At 42.6% G+C, this 20,941-nt stretch carries 14 protein-coding genes and 1 riboswitch; of the genes, 5 read left to right on the top strand and 9 right to left on the bottom strand.

Going from position 1 to position 20,941, the window contains the following annotated elements; translation table 11 throughout:
• Nucleotides 1-147 precede the first annotated feature (147 nt).
• The 5 genes from BUB08_RS00435 (at nt 148) to BUB08_RS00415 (ending at nt 10,357) form a co-directional block, all read left to right on the top strand.
• Nucleotides 148-2,610 carry a phosphodiester glycosidase family protein gene (locus BUB08_RS00435; RefSeq protein ID WP_175549897.1) on the top strand — a complete coding sequence of 821 codons (2,463 nt, stop codon included), beginning with the start codon at nt 148-150 and terminating at the stop codon, nt 2,608-2,610.
• A gap of 51 nt (nt 2,611-2,661) precedes the next feature.
• Entirely contained in the window at nt 2,662-5,445 is a 2,784-nt protein-coding gene (locus BUB08_RS00430; RefSeq protein WP_072997936.1) for a family 10 glycosylhydrolase, read from the top strand.
• 51 nt (nt 5,446-5,496) lie between these two features.
• Complete coding sequence (locus BUB08_RS00425; RefSeq protein WP_072997934.1) at nt 5,497-6,408, top strand: TolB-like translocation protein; 912 nt, start codon at nt 5,497-5,499, stop codon at nt 6,406-6,408.
• A 3-nt stretch (nt 6,409-6,411) separates the two neighbouring features.
• A complete protein-coding gene (locus BUB08_RS00420) occupies nt 6,412-8,823 on the top strand; it encodes an Ig-like domain-containing protein (RefSeq protein ID WP_072997932.1) in 2,412 nt (803 codons plus the stop codon).
• Nucleotides 8,824-8,977: 154 nt separating this feature from the next.
• Complete coding sequence (locus BUB08_RS00415) at nt 8,978-10,357, top strand: T9SS type A sorting domain-containing protein (RefSeq protein ID WP_175549895.1); 1,380 nt, start codon at nt 8,978-8,980, stop codon at nt 10,355-10,357.
• Between the two features lie 113 nt (nt 10,358-10,470).
• Here the strand turns inward: BUB08_RS00415 and BUB08_RS00410 are convergent, their stop codons facing one another.
• The 9 genes from BUB08_RS00410 to BUB08_RS00370 all read right to left on the bottom strand — a co-directional run bounded on the left by BUB08_RS00410 (nt 10,471) and on the right by BUB08_RS00370 (nt 20,900).
• Nucleotides 10,471-10,968, bottom strand: a complete 498-nt coding sequence (locus BUB08_RS00410; RefSeq protein WP_072997929.1) for a hypothetical protein — start codon at nt 10,966-10,968, stop codon at nt 10,471-10,473.
• Between the two features lie 23 nt (nt 10,969-10,991).
• The gene (locus BUB08_RS00405) at nt 10,992-11,543 is read right to left on the bottom strand and encodes a PepSY-associated TM helix domain-containing protein (RefSeq protein ID WP_072997927.1); all 552 of its coding nucleotides are present in this window, start codon (nt 11,541-11,543) and stop codon (nt 10,992-10,994) included.
• 285 nt (nt 11,544-11,828) lie between these two features.
• Nucleotides 11,829-12,242 (bottom strand): DUF134 domain-containing protein, encoded by a 414-nt coding sequence (locus tag BUB08_RS00400; RefSeq protein WP_072997925.1) that lies wholly within the window; start codon nt 12,240-12,242, stop codon nt 11,829-11,831.
• A gap of 1 nt (nt 12,243) precedes the next feature.
• On the bottom strand, nt 12,244-13,317 hold the full coding sequence (aroC, locus tag BUB08_RS00395; protein ID WP_072997923.1) for a chorismate synthase: 1,074 nt from the start codon (nt 13,315-13,317) through the stop codon (nt 12,244-12,246).
• Between the two features lie 85 nt (nt 13,318-13,402).
• Nucleotides 13,403-13,984, bottom strand: coding sequence for an FKBP-type peptidyl-prolyl cis-trans isomerase (locus BUB08_RS00390; RefSeq protein WP_245820150.1), 582 nt, complete (start codon nt 13,982-13,984; stop codon nt 13,403-13,405).
• Between the two features lie 329 nt (nt 13,985-14,313).
• On the bottom strand, nt 14,314-15,279 hold the full coding sequence (locus BUB08_RS00385) for a DUF4465 domain-containing protein (RefSeq protein WP_072997921.1): 966 nt from the start codon (nt 15,277-15,279) through the stop codon (nt 14,314-14,316).
• Between the two features lie 101 nt (nt 15,280-15,380).
• Nucleotides 15,381-15,569, bottom strand: a riboswitch (cobalamin riboswitch).
• Complete coding sequence (locus BUB08_RS00380; protein WP_083570480.1) at nt 15,560-16,600, bottom strand: DUF5074 domain-containing protein; 1,041 nt, start codon at nt 16,598-16,600, stop codon at nt 15,560-15,562. (Overlaps the previous riboswitch by 10 nt.)
• Nucleotides 16,597-18,561, bottom strand: a complete 1,965-nt coding sequence (locus BUB08_RS00375; protein WP_083570478.1) for a TonB-dependent receptor plug domain-containing protein — start codon at nt 18,559-18,561, stop codon at nt 16,597-16,599. The genes BUB08_RS00380 and BUB08_RS00375 overlap by 4 nt, the downstream gene beginning before the upstream one ends.
• On the bottom strand, nt 18,558-20,900 hold the full coding sequence (locus BUB08_RS00370; protein ID WP_072997917.1) for a T9SS type A sorting domain-containing protein: 2,343 nt from the start codon (nt 20,898-20,900) through the stop codon (nt 18,558-18,560). The genes BUB08_RS00375 and BUB08_RS00370 overlap by 4 nt, the downstream gene beginning before the upstream one ends.
• Between the last annotated feature and the right edge of the window lie 41 nt (nt 20,901-20,941).

Below are 20,941 nucleotides of genomic sequence, written 5' to 3'. Positions count from 1 at the left end.
GGAAAAGGCTTTCCCCTAAAAAAGAAAGTCTTTTCCACAATCTTGCTACTAAAACCCTTTTCAATATTACGAATGAATATTAAGATGGAATCCATCAAATTGCATCAAAAAAACATATTCCATCTATTACAAAAAACACAAAAACCAATGAAGAAATTCAATCTCCTGACTCTACTCTTACTGTTTGGATATTTAACAGCCAGTTCGCAGGACAGCATTGCCATACAGGGAGTCAAATATAAAACAGACACTATTATTTACCGCCACGATGTTGGTCTGGGAACAATGCATACCTACTTTCGATTACCCGATATGCCTCTAACGGTAAATGTGCTGGAAGTTGATGTAACAAACCCATACATTCAATTTGAAACGTGCTTAAGCTACGATACGATTAAGGGTTTAGAGCGCCCCTCGGCAATGGCTTCGCGCAAATCGAAACAGGGGCACGTGGCATTTGCTGCAATAAATGGCGACTTTTACAATACCGTATCTCCCAATAAAGGCGACCCGATTAACGGGCAGGTTCTCCAGGGGCAGATGGCAAAAAAAACAGGTACAAATCCGGTAATTGCTTTTGATAACGGTAAAAATCCGTTTATTGATGTGATGTCTTTTTCCGGAACGGTTTATAACGGGGTAGAATCGTATCCTATTACAAACGTTAACAACACGAGGAACACCAACAACATGATTTTGTTTAACAGCTATTTTGGACAAACCACACGAACGAACCAGTGGGGAACCGAAGCTGTTGCAACAGTGGTAGGCGGCTCCTGGAGGCTAAACGGAAAGGTTCAGCTAAAAATTGAGAAAATTAATACAAACCGGGGCTCTACTCCCATTCCCGACGATAAAGTTATTCTTTCCGGACATGGCGACGCTGCTGCATACCTGAACAATCTGAACGTAAACGACATTGTTGAGCTCGACATGAGAATGATCCTGAAAAGTCAGTATCAGCTAACGCCCCAAATAACAGAACTCATTGGTGGCGACAGAATTATTCTGAAAGATGGAGTTGTACAGGAAAATAACTGGAAAGAATTGCATCCGCGAACAGCAGTTGGCTTTTCGGCAGATAAATCAAAGGTAATTATGGTGGTGGTCGATGGTCGTTCGATCTATTCGAAAGGAGTAAGCACCAAACAACTTGCTGACATTATGAGGCAGTCAGGGGCAGCATTTGCGCTGAATCTGGATGGCGGGGGCTCTTCTGCCATGGTCGTTCGCAACGAGGTAAAAAATACTCCTTCCGATGGAGCAGAACGTGCAGTCGCAAACGCACTGATGGTTATTTCTACTGCGATTCCAGACCAGGCAACAACAATGCAACTTAACGCTGACCACATTACCATTCCTTTCGGAAAAAAATTTCAGGTGAAAGCAAGTACATTTGACAACAAAGGGGCAGTAGTTGATTATCTGAATGCAGAAAATATTCAGTACAAATTAACCGGCAACCCGGGAAAGATAGATACGAACGGACTTTTTACCGCATCAGGCACCGGCGAGTCCGGTTCCATTATCGGAACATGGAATGGACTTTCTGATACAATATCAGTCAAGGTTATTCCGGTAGAAGAGGTCTCATTCTCTGTTGAATCCCTTGTTATTGATCATCGGCACGATTACACATTTAAAGTTTTTGGAAAAGGAATCACCGGAGAGCCCTACCAGATGGATAATGACATTATAAATTTCACATCATCTGATGCAACAATCGGGACAATTAGTAAAGACGGCGTTTTCTCTGGAAAAAAAGACGGGATGGTTGATATAATTGTTTCCACCGGCATCGAGAACCAGACAGACACATGCCAGATAAGCGTTGAAATTGGCAGGGGGCATTTATTGCTCGATGATTTTTCTGCCCCTGATTCGTGGACTACTTCGCTAAAACAAATCGATAATGTTACGCTTACAAGAGAAGTGCATCCGGTTTATGGAGAGGAAATGTTGAAGGTGGATTATGAATTTAAGTATTCCAATCGTACCGCCAGCATTACACTCGCCAAAGAAATTGATGTATACGGCATGCCCGACTCCATTCAGATGGAAGCAGCAGGAAGCGGACACTTGTCGTCATACTATTACGTACTGGATCATCAGTATGGAGTATGCCAGACTTCGACATTTTCTGACGATAAACTTCTGAAAAGACAGGTGGCCATCAACACCGCAAAAATTAAACAGGAAGAGTACCCGGTTCCTCTCGTTAGTATTCGCTTAAATGTGGAACGCGACCCGGAATATGTGTCCGGAACTAGCTACAACGGAACGTTTTGGTTAAAAGGTTTATCTGCAGTGTACCCGGAAAAAGACCAGCAAAGTTCAATCCCTATTCGGCAAAAAGCAGAGGAATTAACCGTGTTTCCCAACCCAACAAAAGACGGATTTTTCATTCGGGCAAACCAAATTGAGCAGGGTTTGTTTCATTTATATGTGTATAAAACTTCAGGAGAGGAAGTTAGAAATGAAGCCATTTATATAAATAAAAGCGAAAAAACTGATTTTATTGCGGTTGACGGATTGGCTCCTGGTTCTTATTTCATGGTTTTAAAAGGAGACGATTCAACGTTCACCGGCAAATTAATCGTTTCGCCTTAGCTGTTAGTAAAGGTGGATGAATTCAGAAAAATAAAATTGAAAATATAGCTTATGATTCGAAATTTTACCTTATTCCTCATTACATTTTTTTTAATTAGCGCTTCGTTCTATTCCGGAGCTCAAATTCCCAAACGAGAGCTTCGGTCTTCGTGGCTAACAACAGTTTGGGGGCTCGACTGGCCCGGTATAAAAATACCTTCCGGAGGAGGTCAGATCTATATCGATAGGCAAAAAGAGCAACTCAGTCGTATTCTTGATTCCATGCAGGTAGCCGGCACGAATGCAGTCTTTTTTCAGGTTCGCCCCGAATGCGATGCCATGTATCCTTCCAGCTTTGAACCGTGGTCTGCATACCTCGTGAGTAATCGTGGTGCTGACCCCGGCTACGATCCATTGCAATATGCCGTTGATGAATGCCACAAACGCGGGCTGGAGCTACACGCATGGCTGAACCCTTACCGGTTTGAATCGGTTGCAGGAAAGTACGCCGGCCAACCGGGTGATTATAATCAAACCAATCCGGAGTGGGTGTTGTCCTATTCTGGCGGTGGTTCGATCCTTGACCCCGGAAACCCCGCAGTTCGCCAACGAATTTCTGACATTGTGGAGGAGATAGTTGTTAATTATGATATAGATGGGATTGTGTTCGACGACTACTTTTACGCATATGGAGGTACTCCAAGTTCAATGGATCAATATTCGCAAAATAACTGGAAGCCGGCCAACATGGATTTACACGACTGGCGCAGGCAAAATGTAAACAAAATGGTTGCTGATGTTTACGAAACCATTCAAAAGAATAAACCGTGGGTAACCTTTGGCGTTTCGCCTTTCGGAATCTGGACGGTGGATTCTCAGGTAGCAGCTTCTTACGGATTATCACTGCCGTCGGGAGTGACCGGTATGGATGCGTATAAAACCATTTACTGTGATCCGGTGGCCTGGCTAAACGAAGGTACTGTAGACTATATTTCGCCGCAACTTTATTGGCCGACAACGAGCACTGGCCAGGATTACAAGAAACTTGCCCCCTGGTGGTCGGATGTTGTAAACCATTTTGGCAGGCATCTTTATGTGAGCCACTCCCTGTCAAATCTCGATGAATCGGATTATCCTCCCCCACTTGCATTAAAATCGGCTTATAGCAACTTTCTCAGAACAGATTTGCAAGGGCTTTCCATGATCGAATACTTTTCAAAAATGAGTTCGAAAACAGCTACAGCGGGGTACGATCCGTCGGAGTTTGGCTTGCAGATTCAGTGGAATCGGAATTCCGATAAAAATAACGCTCCAGGCAGTGTATTTTTCCGCTCAACCATGATTTACAGGCAGGGTTTTATGAACTATTTACGCACTCATGAATATGAAAATCGCGCGTTGCCTCCGGTAAAACCATGGAACAGCAAAGAAGACCGGTCGTTGCCCCAAAATATCAGGATTGAAAACGACCGGCTTTTATGGAACTCTGACGAAGAAAATGTGCGATTCGTGGTTTACGCTATTCCTGAACTGCAGATCGAAAACACCGGAAATTTTAACGACGGAAAATACATCAGGGGAATAGCATATTCCACCAGTTTTGATTTGACTGACCTTCAAAGTTTAGTTGACGACCATGTATTTGCTGTTGCCGTATTCGATCGGAACGGCAATGAATTTCCTCCGGTAATAATGGGCAAAGCTCCACAGGAGAATCATCCTGTTACACTTCTTTCTCCGGAAGATGAAGAAAACATCTATCACGGGTTTATGTTTGATTGGGAAGACGTAAATAATGCAGAAAGCTATTTGCTTGAAGTAGCCGCAGATTCGCTGTTTAAATCTGTTGTTGCCCGCCATAATCTGGCTGAATCAGAATTTTCTTCCTCCAACATTCCAATGGAAGAAGACTCTGTTTATTACTGGAGAGTTTACACAAGAATGGCGGGCGTCAAAGACACTGTTTCTGAAAAACGCAGTTTCAAACTTCTGGAACTTCCGAGACCAAGGTTGGTTTATCCGCTCAACGAAACCGCAAACGTTGAACTTACTCCGGTTATTCAATGGGAACCGTTTGAAGAAGGATATACATTCAGGATGCAAATTTCAACGAACAATTCGTTTACGGGAATTATTTTCGATCAGGATTTAATGGAAGGGACTGCTTTTGAGCTCCCGTTGGGAGTGATATTCTCGTATTCGTCGTACTACCTGCGCATGCAGGCTGCTAGTGACCAATCGACCACAGTTTGGTCAGATGTAGTCAGATTTTCAACAGTTACCACTCCTCCATCAATCCCGACAATAATTTCTCCCTCAAAAGGAGAATCGGTTGCAGGGCCGGAAGTTGATCTGACCGTCAGTGCTGATGAGCTGGCTAAAGGCTTTACCTTTCAGTTATCAGGCTCATCAACTTTCCCGTGGAACGATCGCATCCAGCAGTCGATTGACGCTCCTTTGCAAACGCTGACGATGAGTGGGTTGAAAGACGGCACCTGGTACGCAAAAGCACGTGCAAACTATGGAACATCATCTTACACCGACTGGTCTGAGGTGGTTTCATTCTCACTTTTAACAACATCATCCGGTGCCATTGATGATTTAAAATTGTCGCTGTTTGCCCCAACTCTTATCGCCGACGGGCCAATTCGTATTAGTTACACGCTGCCTAAAAACTCAAGGGTAAAATTGTTTATTACTGACCTCACCGGACGAAGAGTAAAACAGGGACAACATTCTTTTAAATTAAAGGGAGAACATTCGCTTTACATGCAAGGCGCAGAGCTGCCCAGAGGGCTTTACTTTTTAACACTTGAAACCGAATATGGAAGGGAAACCCTGAAACTGATAAAATAACTGTTCCAGTTTTTTATACTAAAAATTATCTAAAACTATAAAACTTAAAAAATGAAATACCTGCTTTTCGCACTCATAATTCTTTCGACCATAGCAACAGCACAACAGGTTGAAGTTGTAAAGGTTGAAAAGCTTGAGATCCCCGGAAACGAGCGTTATTATCACCCTAGTTTCGATTATTCGGGAGAACGTATTTTGTTGACTGCTGAGAACTACAAAGGATTGCAGTTGCTTGAACTGCCGACAAAAAGCCTGACAAAAATTTCTGATGCAGATGGTGCAGGCTACTCCCCTCTTTTTTCAAAAGACAATAAAACCGTTCTGTTTATGGAACAGGAATTTATTGAAAAAAGAAGGTTTACAAAACTGAATGCATGGGAAAAAGCAACTGCTACAACCCGTCAGGTTGAACCGGCCGTGCGAACATTATCCGTTCCAATGATTGCCGGAAACAAAGTGTTGTTCCGATCTGACGATGAGCTCAAAAGTACACTGATTGACGATTCTGCACCCGAAAAGAGCGATGAAATTTTTGCCGGCATTGAAAACCGGGAACTCGTTCTTTACCGCGGAGAAAACCGACTTGTAATAAAACCCTACGATAGCGAAAGCTATATTTGGCCTTCGGTATCTCCCGACCGGAAACATATTTTGGCATACGCCATGGGAAAAGGAGCTTTTATATGTGACCTTGCCGGAATGGTTTTGGTTGACCTGGGGCAGATCGAATCTCCTGTTTGGGCCGGAAATAACCTTATTGTGGGCATGGTTACAAAAGACGACGGGCATCAGATTCAGCAGTCGTATATAGTTGCTGTGCACCCCCTCAGCGGAGATCGTCAGGTATTATCGCCCGAAGAACTAATTGCTATGTATCCTGCAGTATCCACAAAAACGCAGCGGATTGCTTTTAATACCCTTGATGGTGAAGTGTGGTTTATTCATTACAAGTTAAATCAGTAAATCATGAAAAAGTATTTAATTCCGTCTCTGTTTTTTGGACTTTTATTTTTTCTGAATGGTTACGGACAAAACCTTGAGGGAGTAAAAATATATGTAAATCCGGGGCACGGAGGTTATAATTCCGACGACCGCAATGTCCCGATTAAACCGTTTGCACTTGGCGATACCGCAGGATTTTGGGAATCGAAAAGCAACCTCGCCAAAGGATTACACCTCCGGATGTTACTCGAAAATGCCGGAGCAGAAGTAATTATGTCTAGGGTTCAAAACCGTACCGAAGACGACCGTCCCTTGTCGGCCATTGCAGAAGAAGCCAACGCCAATCAGGTGGACTTTATGATTTCAATTCACAGCAATGCGTTTAACAGCGTTACAAATTATGTACTTCAGCTTTTTCACGGGTGGGACAACAATCCTATTCTCCCTGCAAGCATGGACGTTGCCAATTTGTTTTGGGAAAGGTTGATTTCAAACCAAACATCGCATTGGACAAACAGTAACAGAATAGTGAGAGGCGACAAATCATTTGCTCCCGAGAATTGGAATGGATATGGAGTTTTGCGCCCGCTGACAGTCCCCGGATTGATTTCCGAAGGCTCGTTTCACGATTACATCCCGGAAACCTACCGTTTAATGAACCGCGAGTACAAACATCTGGAAGCCTGGCATTTTTATCGGGCATTTTTAGATTATTTTGGGGAAGGCAAAGATTCCAACGGTAAAATTGCAGGTTTTGTAAAAGATGACTTCAGAAAAGTAACGGAGTATTACACTACAGCCGGATCTACAGATGCGTGGCTACCTGTAAACAAGGCCAAAATTACTTTGCAGCCCGGAAATAATGAATACACCACAGACAGTCTGAACAATGGTTTTTTCCTTTTCGACAACCTTGAGCCGGGCATTTACCAGCTTAAAATTGAAGCAGAAAAGTATTCCACTAAAGTAATAGACAACATTGTAGTGAAGCCAGACACGGTTACATACCAGTTGTGTTATGTGGAACAAGACCGGTCGGATCCAATGCAGGTGCTGGATTATTCACCGAAAGTAGAGAGCGGTGAACGTGTTTCTGCTGCAACTTCGGTTGTTTTTCATTTCAATTTTGAAGTGGATCATGAGTCATTTGAAAATGCATTTTCCATTTCGCCTGAAGTTGAAGGAACATTTTCCTACGAAAATCAGGAGCGTTCAGCCGTATTTACCCCCAATGCTCCGCTTGCCACTTCAACTCTTTACACGGTTACACTGGATAAAAGTGTGAAACACATTGGCGGCCTTTCCATGGAAAATGATGTTGCGTTTTCATTTCTTACTGCCCTGAAAAACCGTCTGTCGGTGTTGGATATATATCCGCGCAACGGAATGGAAAATGTATATGAAAATACGCAAATGCGAATTCATTTTGACGGACGACTTGTAGAAGAAAACCTGACCACGCTTATTCATGTGGAAGACTCTGAAGGCAAAATTTTAAACCGTGCCGGAATCGAAGTAAACGCCTTTCCCGGAGATGTAGGCTCGTATGCATTCTCTCCCTCAGGGTTGGAGCCTGGAAGTTCGTACACGCTTAAACTAAGTGCAGGATTGACCGATGGTGACGGGCTTCAATTGCAAAATGACGAAGATATTACATTTACGGTAGGGCCTGTTGATGAGCCGGATGCAACTGTTGCTCTCGATTTTGAACAATCGGCCCTCTCGTGGGCAGTAGATTTACAAAATAGCTTTAATATAGTTGAAGGTGCAGGAAACAGGATTTTGCGATATAGTTCAAACCAGTTGTTCGGAAGCTATTCGTACCGCCTTTTATATGAATTTGCCAAACCGGAAGCGCATGTTGTAGTACGCCCGCCTGAAACGCTGTTTAGTGTTACGAGCAGTAGTTACGCAGGGCTCTACATTTGGGGTAATCTTTCAAATAACGAAATAGTTTTACTGTTTGAAAAAGACGGAACCGAATATGAAATTCCGTTAACGGTGGTTGATTTTGCAGGATGGCAATTCAGAACCTGTCAGTTAAACTTTTCTGAAGAAAACGGGCAGTACAATTTCGCCGGATTTAAACTGATATCGGGGCAAACATCCTTTTCGGATAAAGGGATAATCATTTTTGACAACCTGCTTGTTTCCGACGACTTTTCTACGTCAGCAATAGAAATTGTCAAACAGAGCGATGATTTTAGAATTTTTCCTAACCCGGCAACAAATCAGGTTCAAATTGAACTGGAGAAAGCAGAAGGCACCTTTCCATACACTATTTATGATTTACAGGGGAAAACAGTACAAAGTGGCACCTTGGATTTTAGTCGGGGGCTTGCAAAGATTTATTTGAAATTTCCTCAAACCGGCCTTTTTGTTCTTACCGTTAATCAAAAAAACAACAGAAAAGAAAGCAAGTTGTTAAGAGAATAAAATGGCAGTGTGATTAAAAAAGTTCATTGATTTTTTGATAAAAGTCATAAAAAACGATTCGATAATGCAGTTCACTTTTTGTAAATTGCATAGTACCAAAACATAAATAACTACTGTTTTTTAAATATTTATTGTCAAACTAAATTTTATGATTATGAGAATTTTTACTTTGTTACTTTCCTTTTTGTTAATCGGTTCTGTAGCATTTGCTCAGCAACTGAAAGTTACTTCCGTTTGGGATATTTCCGTAAACGGGACGGCCGATTGGAGTTCCGGAATTCCTATTGGAGGTGAAGTTCCCTCATGGATGGGTGCCACCACAGAGCGTGGAATGGCATATTTTGATGGCAAATTGTACATTCTTTCCAGAAAGGTGAGTCCACTGGAAATTGTTGTGCTTGATGCTGAGACAGGCAATGTATTGAGTTCTAAACCGATTGATGCAGAAGTCGTCACCGGTGGAACTTATCCTGCAAACGACATTGTCATCACTCCATCAGGAAAGATTTTGGTTTCGAGCCTTGCAATCGGGCATTCTTCTCCATTTAAAGTATATCAATTGACCGACAATGGCGAGGGATACGACGCAACGCAACTGCTCGAATGGTATTCAACAGAAGTTGTAGACGAAGTTGAACAACCAGCAATGAGACTCGGAGATAGTTTTGCCTATTTTGGTGATATTTCTGAAGAAGAGGACGGCTACATTATTGTTGCTGATGCTACAGCAACTTTAGAACAAAAAGTTCTGAAATGGAATGTTCAGGCTGGAGTTGTAGACCCTGAACCTGAAGTAATTGTCGTTTCCGAGGTGTATCCGGCTCCCACAACCGAAGGTGCTGTTTCCAAGTTCGGGATTACTCCGCGCATTCATCCTATTAGCAACGATTTATTTTGGGCCGACGGACATTCAACCATGCCGGCTCTGTACAATATGCAGGGAGAATTGATTTCGACTTTTACCGGAGAATTCAAACCTTTAACTTCCGGAATTTCAGGAGTAAGATTCTTTTCTTTCAAAGGCAAAGACTTTATTATAGCGCCAACAACCAGTCACGCTGATTTGGGCTATGCTCCTCAGGCTGCGTTTGAACTGTTTCTTATTCCAGAAGCAGGTGCAGAAGAAGCTGATTCTATTGCTCTCTTCCCCGAAAGAGGTCTTGGCGCCAATGTCAATTCTTCTTATGCCGGTCCTGTGCATGTTGACATTCAGGACGATCATGTTATGATGTACATCATGTCTCCCAACAACGGCGTTGCAGCATTTAAACTGGAAGAAATAAACACCGGCTTTGAAACAATTAATCAGGCAACTGTAAATTCTATTTACCCGAACCCTGCAACAGACAAAGTGTTTGTTAACGTAAATAAACCAACCCAGATAGCTGTATTTAATCTGGCTGGAAGTATGGTAAAATCGAAATTTATAGAATCCCGAAACGACTTTATTGATGTAAGCGATCTACATCCAGGAATGTATTTCCTGAAATCTCAAGGGGGTAACAATTTTACTCATAAACTGATTGTCAGATAATTTCTTTGCAGAAAATCTTGCGATTGTATAAAAAAAAAACCGGGAATTAAACTCCCGGTTTTTTCTTTTATTCTTTTGTAATGCACAACAATTAAAATGCTGATGTCTCTATCCTATTCTTCTGCAACGATTTTTACTCCTTCCATAAAATAAACCACCTGAGCTGCTTCCTGAGCCTCGGCAATTACCCGGTGAGCATCATCGGTGTCAGCATCATGTTCGTGTCCGTCTTCTCCGTGTTCGCGAGCCGGATTGTGCGCATCCGCTTCGGTTTTTACCTCTTTAAAAATACCGGTGATGGTAAGGTCGCTTCCCATCTGTTCCTGACTAAATGCTCCAATCTTTTCGCCAGCTTCAATGCGTATGTTGGAGTCTTCTGTACTTCCCATTAAGAAACATCTTCCGCCGCCTTGCTTACAAACATGCATTACCGTCCCTTTTACGGTAACTTCTTTGCCGGCTAGCTCAGCAGCGTTGGCATACAACTCATCAACAGTATAAACAGTAGCAGCTTTTTCTGTATTCTCAACCGTATTTTCAGCCTGCTTTTTCTGATTTCCGCAACTGAAAATCAATGCAGCTACAAATGCTAGTAAAACAATTTTTCTCATTTTTCAATTATTTATTTTGATATTCAAATATACAATATTGCAAAAAGCAGCGGCACGGTTATGCCGGCAATAGTCCACCACAATCCCCAACGGCCAAAACCACGTTTCCCTTTTAGCAGAAACAGGCCAGAAACAGCAACAAAAAGAAGAATGGATGCCATTCCGTCACTTACCCATTTCCACACTGTTCCGATGGAAGCTTTGTGCAGCAGGTTCATTTCAAAAAACAGCGGCCTTCTCCGAAGGTAGCTCATTGTTCCTTTCCCTGTTTCAGGATCAATTACAACCTCTCCGTTTTCAATGAAAACTTTAATATCTCCTTTATTATTAATAAAATGTTTTTTGTAAACAACGTTGTAGTCAAGGTCTGCCAAAACATCTTTTACAGTTTGTGCATCAATTGTTGCAGAGCGGTTTATTTCAGTCTGAAAATCGACATTATAAATTTTGTAATCAGGATTGAAATCGTGCCGGTGGTTCATCAGAATACCTGAAAGGGCATAAACAATTGTCATTCCCACAATAAAATACCCCAAATCACGATGTAAAACTCTTAAAAGCCTGCGTAACTTCATTTAACTAAATCTTTAAGAAAGCAAAAGCCAATTTGCTATTCAAATTTCAAACCGCGAAAATATGGAAATTACTTCAGAACTAAAATATGTTAAAGACCATAAATCGAAAAGAAAAATTCGATATTATCGGAAAAGAATCAGACAAATGATCATTGCCAACTAAATCATTTTCTGTAACTTGTAGTACTAAGTTAATGGGCTCTGGTTTTATCACAACTTAGATGGATTCCACCGGGTGTTGGCCCGGTGGTTTTTTGTGTAATTGGGAATTGTTTTTATCTGATTTTATCTGGAATAAAATTCGTTGAGTGTAATTACGTCTGTTGAATTGCAAACGGGGCAACTCGGGTTGCTGTTTTCGTAATCGTTAAAACTGGCCTGGCAGGAATCACATTTGTACCAGTTTTCATCAAAATAAATATCGCCGCCCTTAAAAATAATATCACGCCCTTCCACAAAAGCAGTAGCTACTTTATTTCGGGCTTCTTCGTAAATCCGGGTAAGTGTGGGCCTGGATACATCCATATGCACCGCAGCCTGTTCCTGGGTAAGGTTTTGGTAATCGAGAAGTCGAATAGCTTCATATTCTTCGAGGCGAAGAATAACTTCGTTTGATTTCCGGCCGCGAACGCCATAAACCGACATTCCTTTTATTACAGGAGGAACCTGAATTCTTCTGTTTCTTTTTCTTCTGGGCATATTAAATGGAATTTAATTTACTTAACAAAAAATGATCGGCAAAAACCAGCGCAGCCATAGCCTCAACAATAGGCACTGCCCGCGGCAAAACGCAAGGATCGTGTCTTCCTTTAGGAGTAATCGTTATTTCGTTACTATTTTTATCTACTGTGTGTTGTTCTTTAAGCAAAGTAGCAATGGGTTTAAAAGCCACTTTAAAATAAATATCTTCTCCGTTGGATATACCTCCCTGAATGCCTCCCGAGTTGTTCGTTTTCGTACGGATTCCTTTGTCTGTGTTTATGAATACATCGTTGTGTTGCGAACCACTAAGTTTTGTTCCTTCAAAACCTGAACCGTATTCAAAACCTTTTACGGCATTAATTCCGAGCATGGCAAATCCCAGGTCAGCATGCAGTTTGTTAAATACCGGTTCGCCCCACCCTGCCGGAACGCCTTTGGCCACACAGGTAATCACTCCTCCCACTGTATCGCGATCTTTGGAAGCGGCTTCAATCCGGGCAATCATTTTTTCTGCAGTTTCTGCATCCGGACAACGGACCATGTTATCTTCAGTTCTCGAAAGGTCCAGCTCGGTGTAGGGTTTATTCAGTTCAACCTCTCCTACCCTCGAAACAAAAGCTTGTATTGACACTCCTGCTTTTACGAGCATTTGTTTGGCGATAGCACCTGCAACCACCCGGGCAATTGTTTCGCGTGCCGACGAGCGTCCACCACCGCGATGATCACGGGTTCCGTATTTCTGCATGTAGGTATAATCGGCATGCGACGGCCGGAAAACGTCTTTTAACTCGTTGTAATCGTTAGAGTGCTGATCTTTGTTCCAAATAGCAAAGGCAATTGGTGTACCCTGTGTTTTTCCTTCGAAAACACCCGACAAAAACTCAACCTGATCGGGTTCTTTGCGCTGTGTAGTAATTTTCGATTGCCCCGGACGACGGCGCGACAAATCTTTTTGAATAAGATCGATATCCAGCTGCAACCCGGCCGGACAACCGTCAATAATGCCTCCAATACCCCGGCCGTGTGATTCGCCGAATGAAGTTAAACGAAATATTTTTCCAAATGTATTCATAACGATAAAAAACCCCGTCTCCTTTTGTTTTCAGAAAGGAAACGGGGTTAAATTAATTAATCTGAACAAATAATCAAAATCTCTTTTAACAACCGCACCCACATCCGTGGTTATGGTCGTGTCCGGAGCCGCAACTATCGTCACCACAGCCGCCTCCTTCGCTTCCGCAACCGCAACCTCCACCAGATAAAATCTGTGCAAGTTCTTCGTCTGAAGCTTCACGAACTTCAAGCACTTTTCCGGCAAAGAAAAGATCTTCTCCTGCCAGCGGGTGGTTGAAATCCATTTTAACCTCTTCATCGTTTACATCAAGTACGATTCCGTTCAAACGCTGACCGTTGCTGCTCATCATCGGAACATTGTTGCCAACGGCAATCAGTTCATCATCAAACTTGCCATCAACTAAAAATACACTTTTGGGCAATTCAACAATGGCATCCTGATTGATTTCACCATAAGCATCTTTTTTTGACAGCTTAATAGTGAAAGGCTCTCCCTGTTTCAACCCGGCCAAGTGCGACTCAAATTTGGGTAACATAGTACCCGCTCCATATAGAAATTGCAATGGCGTTTCTTCTGTTGCCTGTTCTATGACTTCGCCCTGCTCGTCGTCGATGCGTAAATCATAGGTCAGGGTTACCATCGAATGTTTTGATATCTCCAGCATATTCTCTTTTTTTAATTTGCTTACAAATAAACTGTTTTTACAGGATAGAACAAAATACCTTTCTGTCTTTTTATGGTGTTTTCATTCAAATTTTAACTAAAAATGATGTCCGACTGTTCTGATGCGTTCAGTATCTAACCACAAAGATATTCAAACAACAGCATTAACGCTTTTTATATCAAGCTATTTGCACTTTTATTTTATTACATTGAAACACTTAATTTGTCAGTCGGGCATACTCAAAATAGTTAACGTTAAATATTTACTTTTCGTCTGATTTTCTTCTGTTTTTTTAATTAAAAACCTGCGCAGTTAGCAAAGTGCCTTATCTACTTTTTTAATACTTTTTCTGTCCTCCAACCGGTATCTGTTTCAACTTTCAGAAAATAAAGACCGGAAACCAATCGGCCAAGTTCTGAAACCTGCACCTTGCTCTTGTTTGCTACCTGTTCCTGGTAAACTATTCTTCCGGTGCTTTCAGTCAGAATAATGCTTTTTGCGTTAGCAGGCAGCTCAACAGAAAAGTTATCTACTACCGGATTCGGAAAAATTTTCAGTGCGTCGTTTTCAGGATTAAAAGCTACAGAAGAATTGAGGTTTTCGAACGTAAAATTGTCTATACAAAAATAGGTTGGATTATTCATCCCCCATTCACCAACGTCAGTCGATTCCATTCCGAAGTTTAACTCGGTAACGCTCCCCAGACTGCTTAAATCCAACCAAACCCAATCATCAACAAGATAGTCGTCGTCTGAATTTTCAAACCTGAAATCAGCCAGAAAAAAGTCGATTGTGTCCGTTGGATTGCCCGACTCATCTTTGCCCGACACCAGCAGCTTGAAGTAATCAGGATCGGTTCCATCAGTTCCGCCAAACTTTTTTGTAAAACTGTCGCCATCGCGAATGGCCAGATACGCGTAGGTTGAATTGGTTACATGAAAACCCACCATTTGAGTTGGTTCGTCAAATTCAATTTTTAATGCACCAGTGTAATAACCCACCGCATAATTTTCAGAGTTCTCAGCCCCGCCGTCTGCTATCGCACTGTATTGGTTTCCATACCCGGGGGTTGTTACATCTGTAGAGTTAGACACCGCAAAGCCGCTCCAGCTAAAGTACTCGGAATAGTAATCGTTAGGAAACCAGATTCCTCCGCTTGTAAAACCTCCGGCTCCGTCGGAGCCATTGTAGAACGAACCCGGCTCCAGGCTAATTTCTTCAAATGTTGCAACTTGTTGGGCATTAACAGAAAACAGGGCAGCCCAAAGGCCCGCTAACAAGTAAAATTTTTTCATTGTAAAATTTTTTGTGGTGAAACAATCATTTTACAATACCAAAACCATGGGAAAAATTTAAGGTAAATTACCTCCAGCTTTTAATCCCGAAAGCTTACGATATTGTTTATCTCGAAACAGCAGGTCTTCTGACTTTCCCTGATTGGTAACTACCTTCCCGTTTTCTAAAAAAAACAGTGGCTGAGTTTGTTTCCAACATAACAGGATTACAGCTGCGGGTACAGCTCCGGATTTTCACCGGATTCCCTTAACTATTTCGGGATAAAAGTACTGTTAATTTTTAACGAAACAGAAAACACGAAGGATTTATTCCAACCTTAAAAGAGTCTGTTAACGTTGCATTTGGAGAAAACCTATACACCACCGCGTTCTGGGTATAGTCGATGGCATCGGAAATATAAATTTCGTCGGTTTCAGGATGAACACTTAAATTATAAAAGAGCCTTTCACCTTCGGGAATAAATGCCGACTCCGGCAAGCGGCGGCTGTCCACTGCCATTTTCGAAACTCCGTTGTTTAAGAAGAACACCGTGTCGCGGGCAGCATTCATTTCCAGGATCGAAGAAAAAATTCCTTCGCTGAAGCGATAAATTTGTTCCATTGTTCGTGTTTCCGGGTCAATTCGAACAAGTGCAGACGGCTGCTCATCTACAATTGAATTCTCGTAATTTCCGCCACACAGTGCCCATATTTTCCCGTTTTTATCCACTTTCAAATCTTTGGGTTGAGCCGGAACTTTTATTGCATCCGCCAGTTCATCTCGCTCTGTGTCAATTACCAGAATGTGCTCCCCGTTTACCCAATGAGATACGTACACAAACTTTCCGACCTGAACCATTTGCTCCGAGGTGTGTCCGTTCAATTCTACACGACCTGTTATCTCAAAGGTTTTGGGATTGAAAATGGTTATATGGTCAGCATACAAGTCAGAAATATATGCTTTCTCGTCAGAAACAAAATGGATGTAACGTGGCGAGGTGAGACCGGTGATAATTCCCTTAAACTCCACAGTTTTTGCATCAACCACCACCACTTTCCCCGAATTATTTACAACAATAAACAACAAATTTCCACGGCGCACAACAGACTGCACAACATCGCCCAGTGGTGCATTGTTTCGGGCGTAAAACAACTGGTTGGTCACCTTTTTTGTGCCGGGATGATAAAACGAAAGTGAGCCGTTTCCATACATAAAATTTCCTTCGCAGGCAATAAAAATCCCATTTTCGGCATCAAGATCGAAATAAACTGTTTCCACCGGTTCGTCTGAGCACGACCAGGCGAAAAGGAGTAAAAATGCTATTTTCAGCAAATGCTTCATGGCTTTCTGTATTTTAATGCAACCGAAAAAGTATAAAAACGCCCCGGCATTGGCCGCCACAAAATGCTTTGGTACGTTTGGTCAAACAGGTTATCCACAGTAAATTTCAGGTTGGCAGAAAAATCGTCCAACTCCAGTTGCTTATTCAGCGAAAGCTTACTGAGCCAATACGGATTTAATACCTGCTCAAAATCAGACTCCTGATTGTTTGATTTTGTATAACGTTTTCCAATACCATTTAAATCGTATTTAACAGTAATTTTCTGCCAGGTAGCACTGGCGTAAAATCCTCCTTTGTGTTTGGGAATATAAATAAGCTGTTTTCCCCGCGATTGGTCTGCCGACCTTGCGGCATCAATATTTGAGGTTGCTGTAAACGAATAATTTCCTCCCGAATTAAACTGAATTTTGTTCCAGTTAAGCGAAGCCGTAAATTGGTATTCAACTCCCCGCGACAAAACATCTTTTACATTGTTTGCTTCCCAATAATAGGCTCCGTTGGCTGCAGGCTGCCAGGTAATCCAGTTTTCTATTTTTGATACAAAACCGGTTAACTCGTTTTTCAAACTCCAAATACCCACGAGAAAATCACCTGCTAAAGAAACATCTCCCGTGTAGCCGTCTTCGGGCAAAAGATCGGGGTTTCCGCCGGGTAGCCAATACAAATCGTTGAGCGTGGGTTTGTGATAATTGCGGGCCACATTGGAACGCATAACAACCGGAAAACGCCTGAAAAGTTGCCATTCAATCCCCAAAGAAGGGATTAACGGAACAACCTTTTTATCGTAATTTTCCGAGCGGACTAACACAAAGCCTGCTACCCTGTCCGATGGTTTAAAATGCATATTCAGCATTAAACTGGTCTCCAGACGATCCTTTTTATATCCGTTTCCCGTTTTCTTATCCACGGCCTCCACCTGGTGATAGTTGGCATCAATAGTAAACGTAGCGTAATTCTTTTCATCAAACTTTCGAAACACGCGCAGATGGTTCATAAAACTGAACTCTTTACTTCGGGAGTCTTCGTTCACAAACTGAAAAGCGGGAGTTGCCCGGTAGTAATCCAGCCAGGTGGCATTCACCCCCGAAAAGAAATGGTAGTTTAATCCATCGGAATATTTCTTCCAGTCGTACTGTGCCCTGAACTGCTCGTCCTTTTGGTCTTCATCCCGTTCGCTTCCCTGGTAAGACATGAGCTGGGGAAGGTTGCGGTCGCTTTTTTGAAACCACAACCGAACACTGGAAAACTGATTATCGAGATGTCGCAGATAAAATTCCTGAAGAATGCCGGCTTTCCAATACCCTGCATTTTTTAACGTGTCTGATTTATGCGGAAGAATGCCGGAATTGTAAAACGGGTAGTTGTTTTCGGAGCCATCGTAGAAAATTCGGGTGGACGATTGTAGCCGGAATCCGCCCAGTTGCAATCGAAAAAAGCCTTTGCGCGACTGAAACGAACCGGTTTCCATCAATCCTTCAAGCCCAAAATCGGAACTCCAGTCAGGCGTATTTTCCAGGTGAACACTGCCCCCCAACGCACCGCTTCCTTTGGTCATGGAACTGCCTCCGTGCAACAGGTAAATTTCATCAGTAAAAAATACCGGAAGCAACGACAAATCAGCAAACCCGCGCATGGGCGAATTCAGATTCATTCCGTTCCACAAAACCTGGGTGTGAGTAGCCGCTGTGCCACGAAAACTTGCCGTGGCTGCCGAGCCTCGTCCGTACGATTTAATAAACACAGGCGAGTATTCGGAAATCAATTCGGAAAGGTCGATGGTTAACGAAGAAACGCGCTGCAGCGAGTCGGGGCGTGTAATTTTCAGCCCGGCCTCTTCAACTTTCCTTTTGGCTAACACCTGCACTTCTTTTATTCGAACCGTATCTGAAATACTCTGCCCATTTGAAGAAACAAAAAGCATTACAAAAGCGAAAAGGACAAATAGTTTTAACCGATTCATCGCTTAATGATTTTGTGCGTTTCTGTTTTGTTCTCATGAACGATAACCAAAAGATATATTCCCTGCGGCAGCAACGATGTGTCGAACCAAACCGGGCCGGAATGAGCAGACTTCTCAGCGACGAGCTGTCCACTTGGCGAAAAAAGTTTCAATTTTCCATCCCCGGAAAAACCTTCAATTACCAGCTCTTTTTTAACCGGATTGGGATACACCCGATATTTTCGGTTTGCTATAAAATTACTTTCAGTGGTTATCTTTTTCGAAATCAGAACAGCATTATTATCTGAATAAACAACTAACGGAGGTTCTGCCTCCAATACAAAAGCAGCTTCACCCTGTTCGTTGGTGTAAAGCGTTTTTTCTGCTGTTATCTCGGCATTTGCAACCGGAGCAAATTCAGATGCTGTTATTTCTCCGTTTACGTATTGGCACGCTGCCTGCTCCAGCAAAACGGTGATCACGTCGCCAATTTTCGCCGAATCGTTATTGCTTGTTAAACAGGAATAAATCCACGAATTAGAAATATCCGAAACGTGGTACAAGTCCACCGTGTCGCCATCAGAGATTTCATGTTGGTGAAAATTGTTCAGATATTGCTTGCCGTTTAAGCGAGCCACCCACGCGCGTGCGTAAGCCGACGGCTCCAGTTTTCCACCCCATCCGTTGGAAAACAGTCCGTCATTTTCTAACGAAAACAGATAAAGCTTACCATCCGCTGCGTCATCGTCTTTAAAAACAAAAGGTACATTTGCCTTTTGCAAACCAGCAATTATGGCATTAAAAAGTACGGGGCGCTCAATTCCCGAATAATCTGACTGCCGGTTTTCAATCATGCTATTCAAGTCTGCAGCCCCAACCTCTATCCACTGACGAGGCAACACATTTTCAGTTTCCGTTTTCAGTGTAAAATAAACCCGCATTTTATCTTCCGGAGAGTGCACTTTTACCGTAAGATCTTCTTTCACGGAAAAACCTTCAACCGAGCACGAAACAATGGTTTCTCCCGGGGACGATGCCGCAAAATAAGCCTTCCCGTTTTTGGTAAAAATATTTCCAACAGTATTATCCGAAAGAACAAAATTGACCGGAACATCTAGTTTTCCCTGTTCATTATCGATAACCCGGGCATTCAGAATTAACGTATCGCCGGGATAAACTGACGAAAAATCAGTCAACAACTGAATTGCTTCCGGCCTGACGACTTTCAAAGTTAAAGTATCCGTTTCGTCGTTTGCAGCAACAACAATTTCAGTATTCCCCAAACTTTCTGCGATGATTCGGCCATCAGCAGTTGCCTGTATAATTTCTTCGTTTTGCGACTGAAAAGAAAACGCAGCATCAGTTTTCCTTCCTTTTTCAAAATAAGCAGTTTCCAGTTTAAAAGAGTTGTTCAACAGCATTTTTGCAGGATGCGGAAAAACGACAAGCAGATTTTCCTTTCCCGAAACTCCCGGCTGCGGCAAAACAGCTTCCACCCACGACACGTCGGTTGAAACTTCGCCCAAACGCCCGGCGTTGGCCAAGTTTGCCGAAACAATTTTCACAAAATGAATAGCATCCAGATGAACGTAATTCCCCTGTTTGTCAACTGCCCACGAAATATCCACCGGGTCTCCCCCCGCTCCTTCTATTTCTTTGGTGTACGGATTATCGGGCACAAATAACTCTGCCCCTTGTTTTTGCGGCCGGTTGTCAGCGTAACCAAAAGCCGGCGCCAACACTTTTATCTCCTGCACGTTAGATGAATCTATTTCGGTTGCAAGTAACGTTCCGCCAAAAACCACTTCTGCCTGCGGATATTCCGGAAAAATGTCAGTTGTCGGATAGTAATCCTGTGTGTTGTAACTAATGGCCAAAATCCGCCCCGTATTATCCAGATTGTCTTTCCACAAAATGTCCCGGCCATCTGTTCTGGAATAAGTAACTTCGTAATTGTTGATTGTCTGAGAATGAAAATAGCTGCTGCCTGCTATTTCGTACCAGGTATCATCTGGCAATCCGTTTTTATTTGTGTCGTGCATCACCCATACAACACCGGGCTCAGAGGAGCCGGGAAATGCATTTCCGAAAACCGTAAAATCAATTCCGTAAGGATTGTCAGAATGATTGAGGCACGGTTCTTCGAAAGCCAAAATAACATAGCCGCCAAAACTGCCAAGCGACACCAGACTTTTAAAATTTTCAGCCATTTTTTGCGCTGCTGCCGGCGTTCCCACATATTGCTGATTAATGTGCTGCCCGGGCGCAGGTTTATACTCCAACAGGCTGAATCCGGATTGTTGCGAAAACACTATATTTGCCGCAAATACGAAAACATATAATATGAAAATTCTCTTCATTCCCCTTAGTTTAAAATTTATACACGGGGAAATAAAATACC

It is taken from the genome of Mariniphaga anaerophila, assembly GCF_900129025.1.
Taxonomy (GTDB): Bacteria; Bacteroidota; Bacteroidia; order Bacteroidales; family Prolixibacteraceae; genus Mariniphaga; species Mariniphaga anaerophila.
The sequence above is the reverse complement of the archived record's forward strand: the minus strand, read 5'-3'. Positions and strand labels throughout refer to the sequence as shown.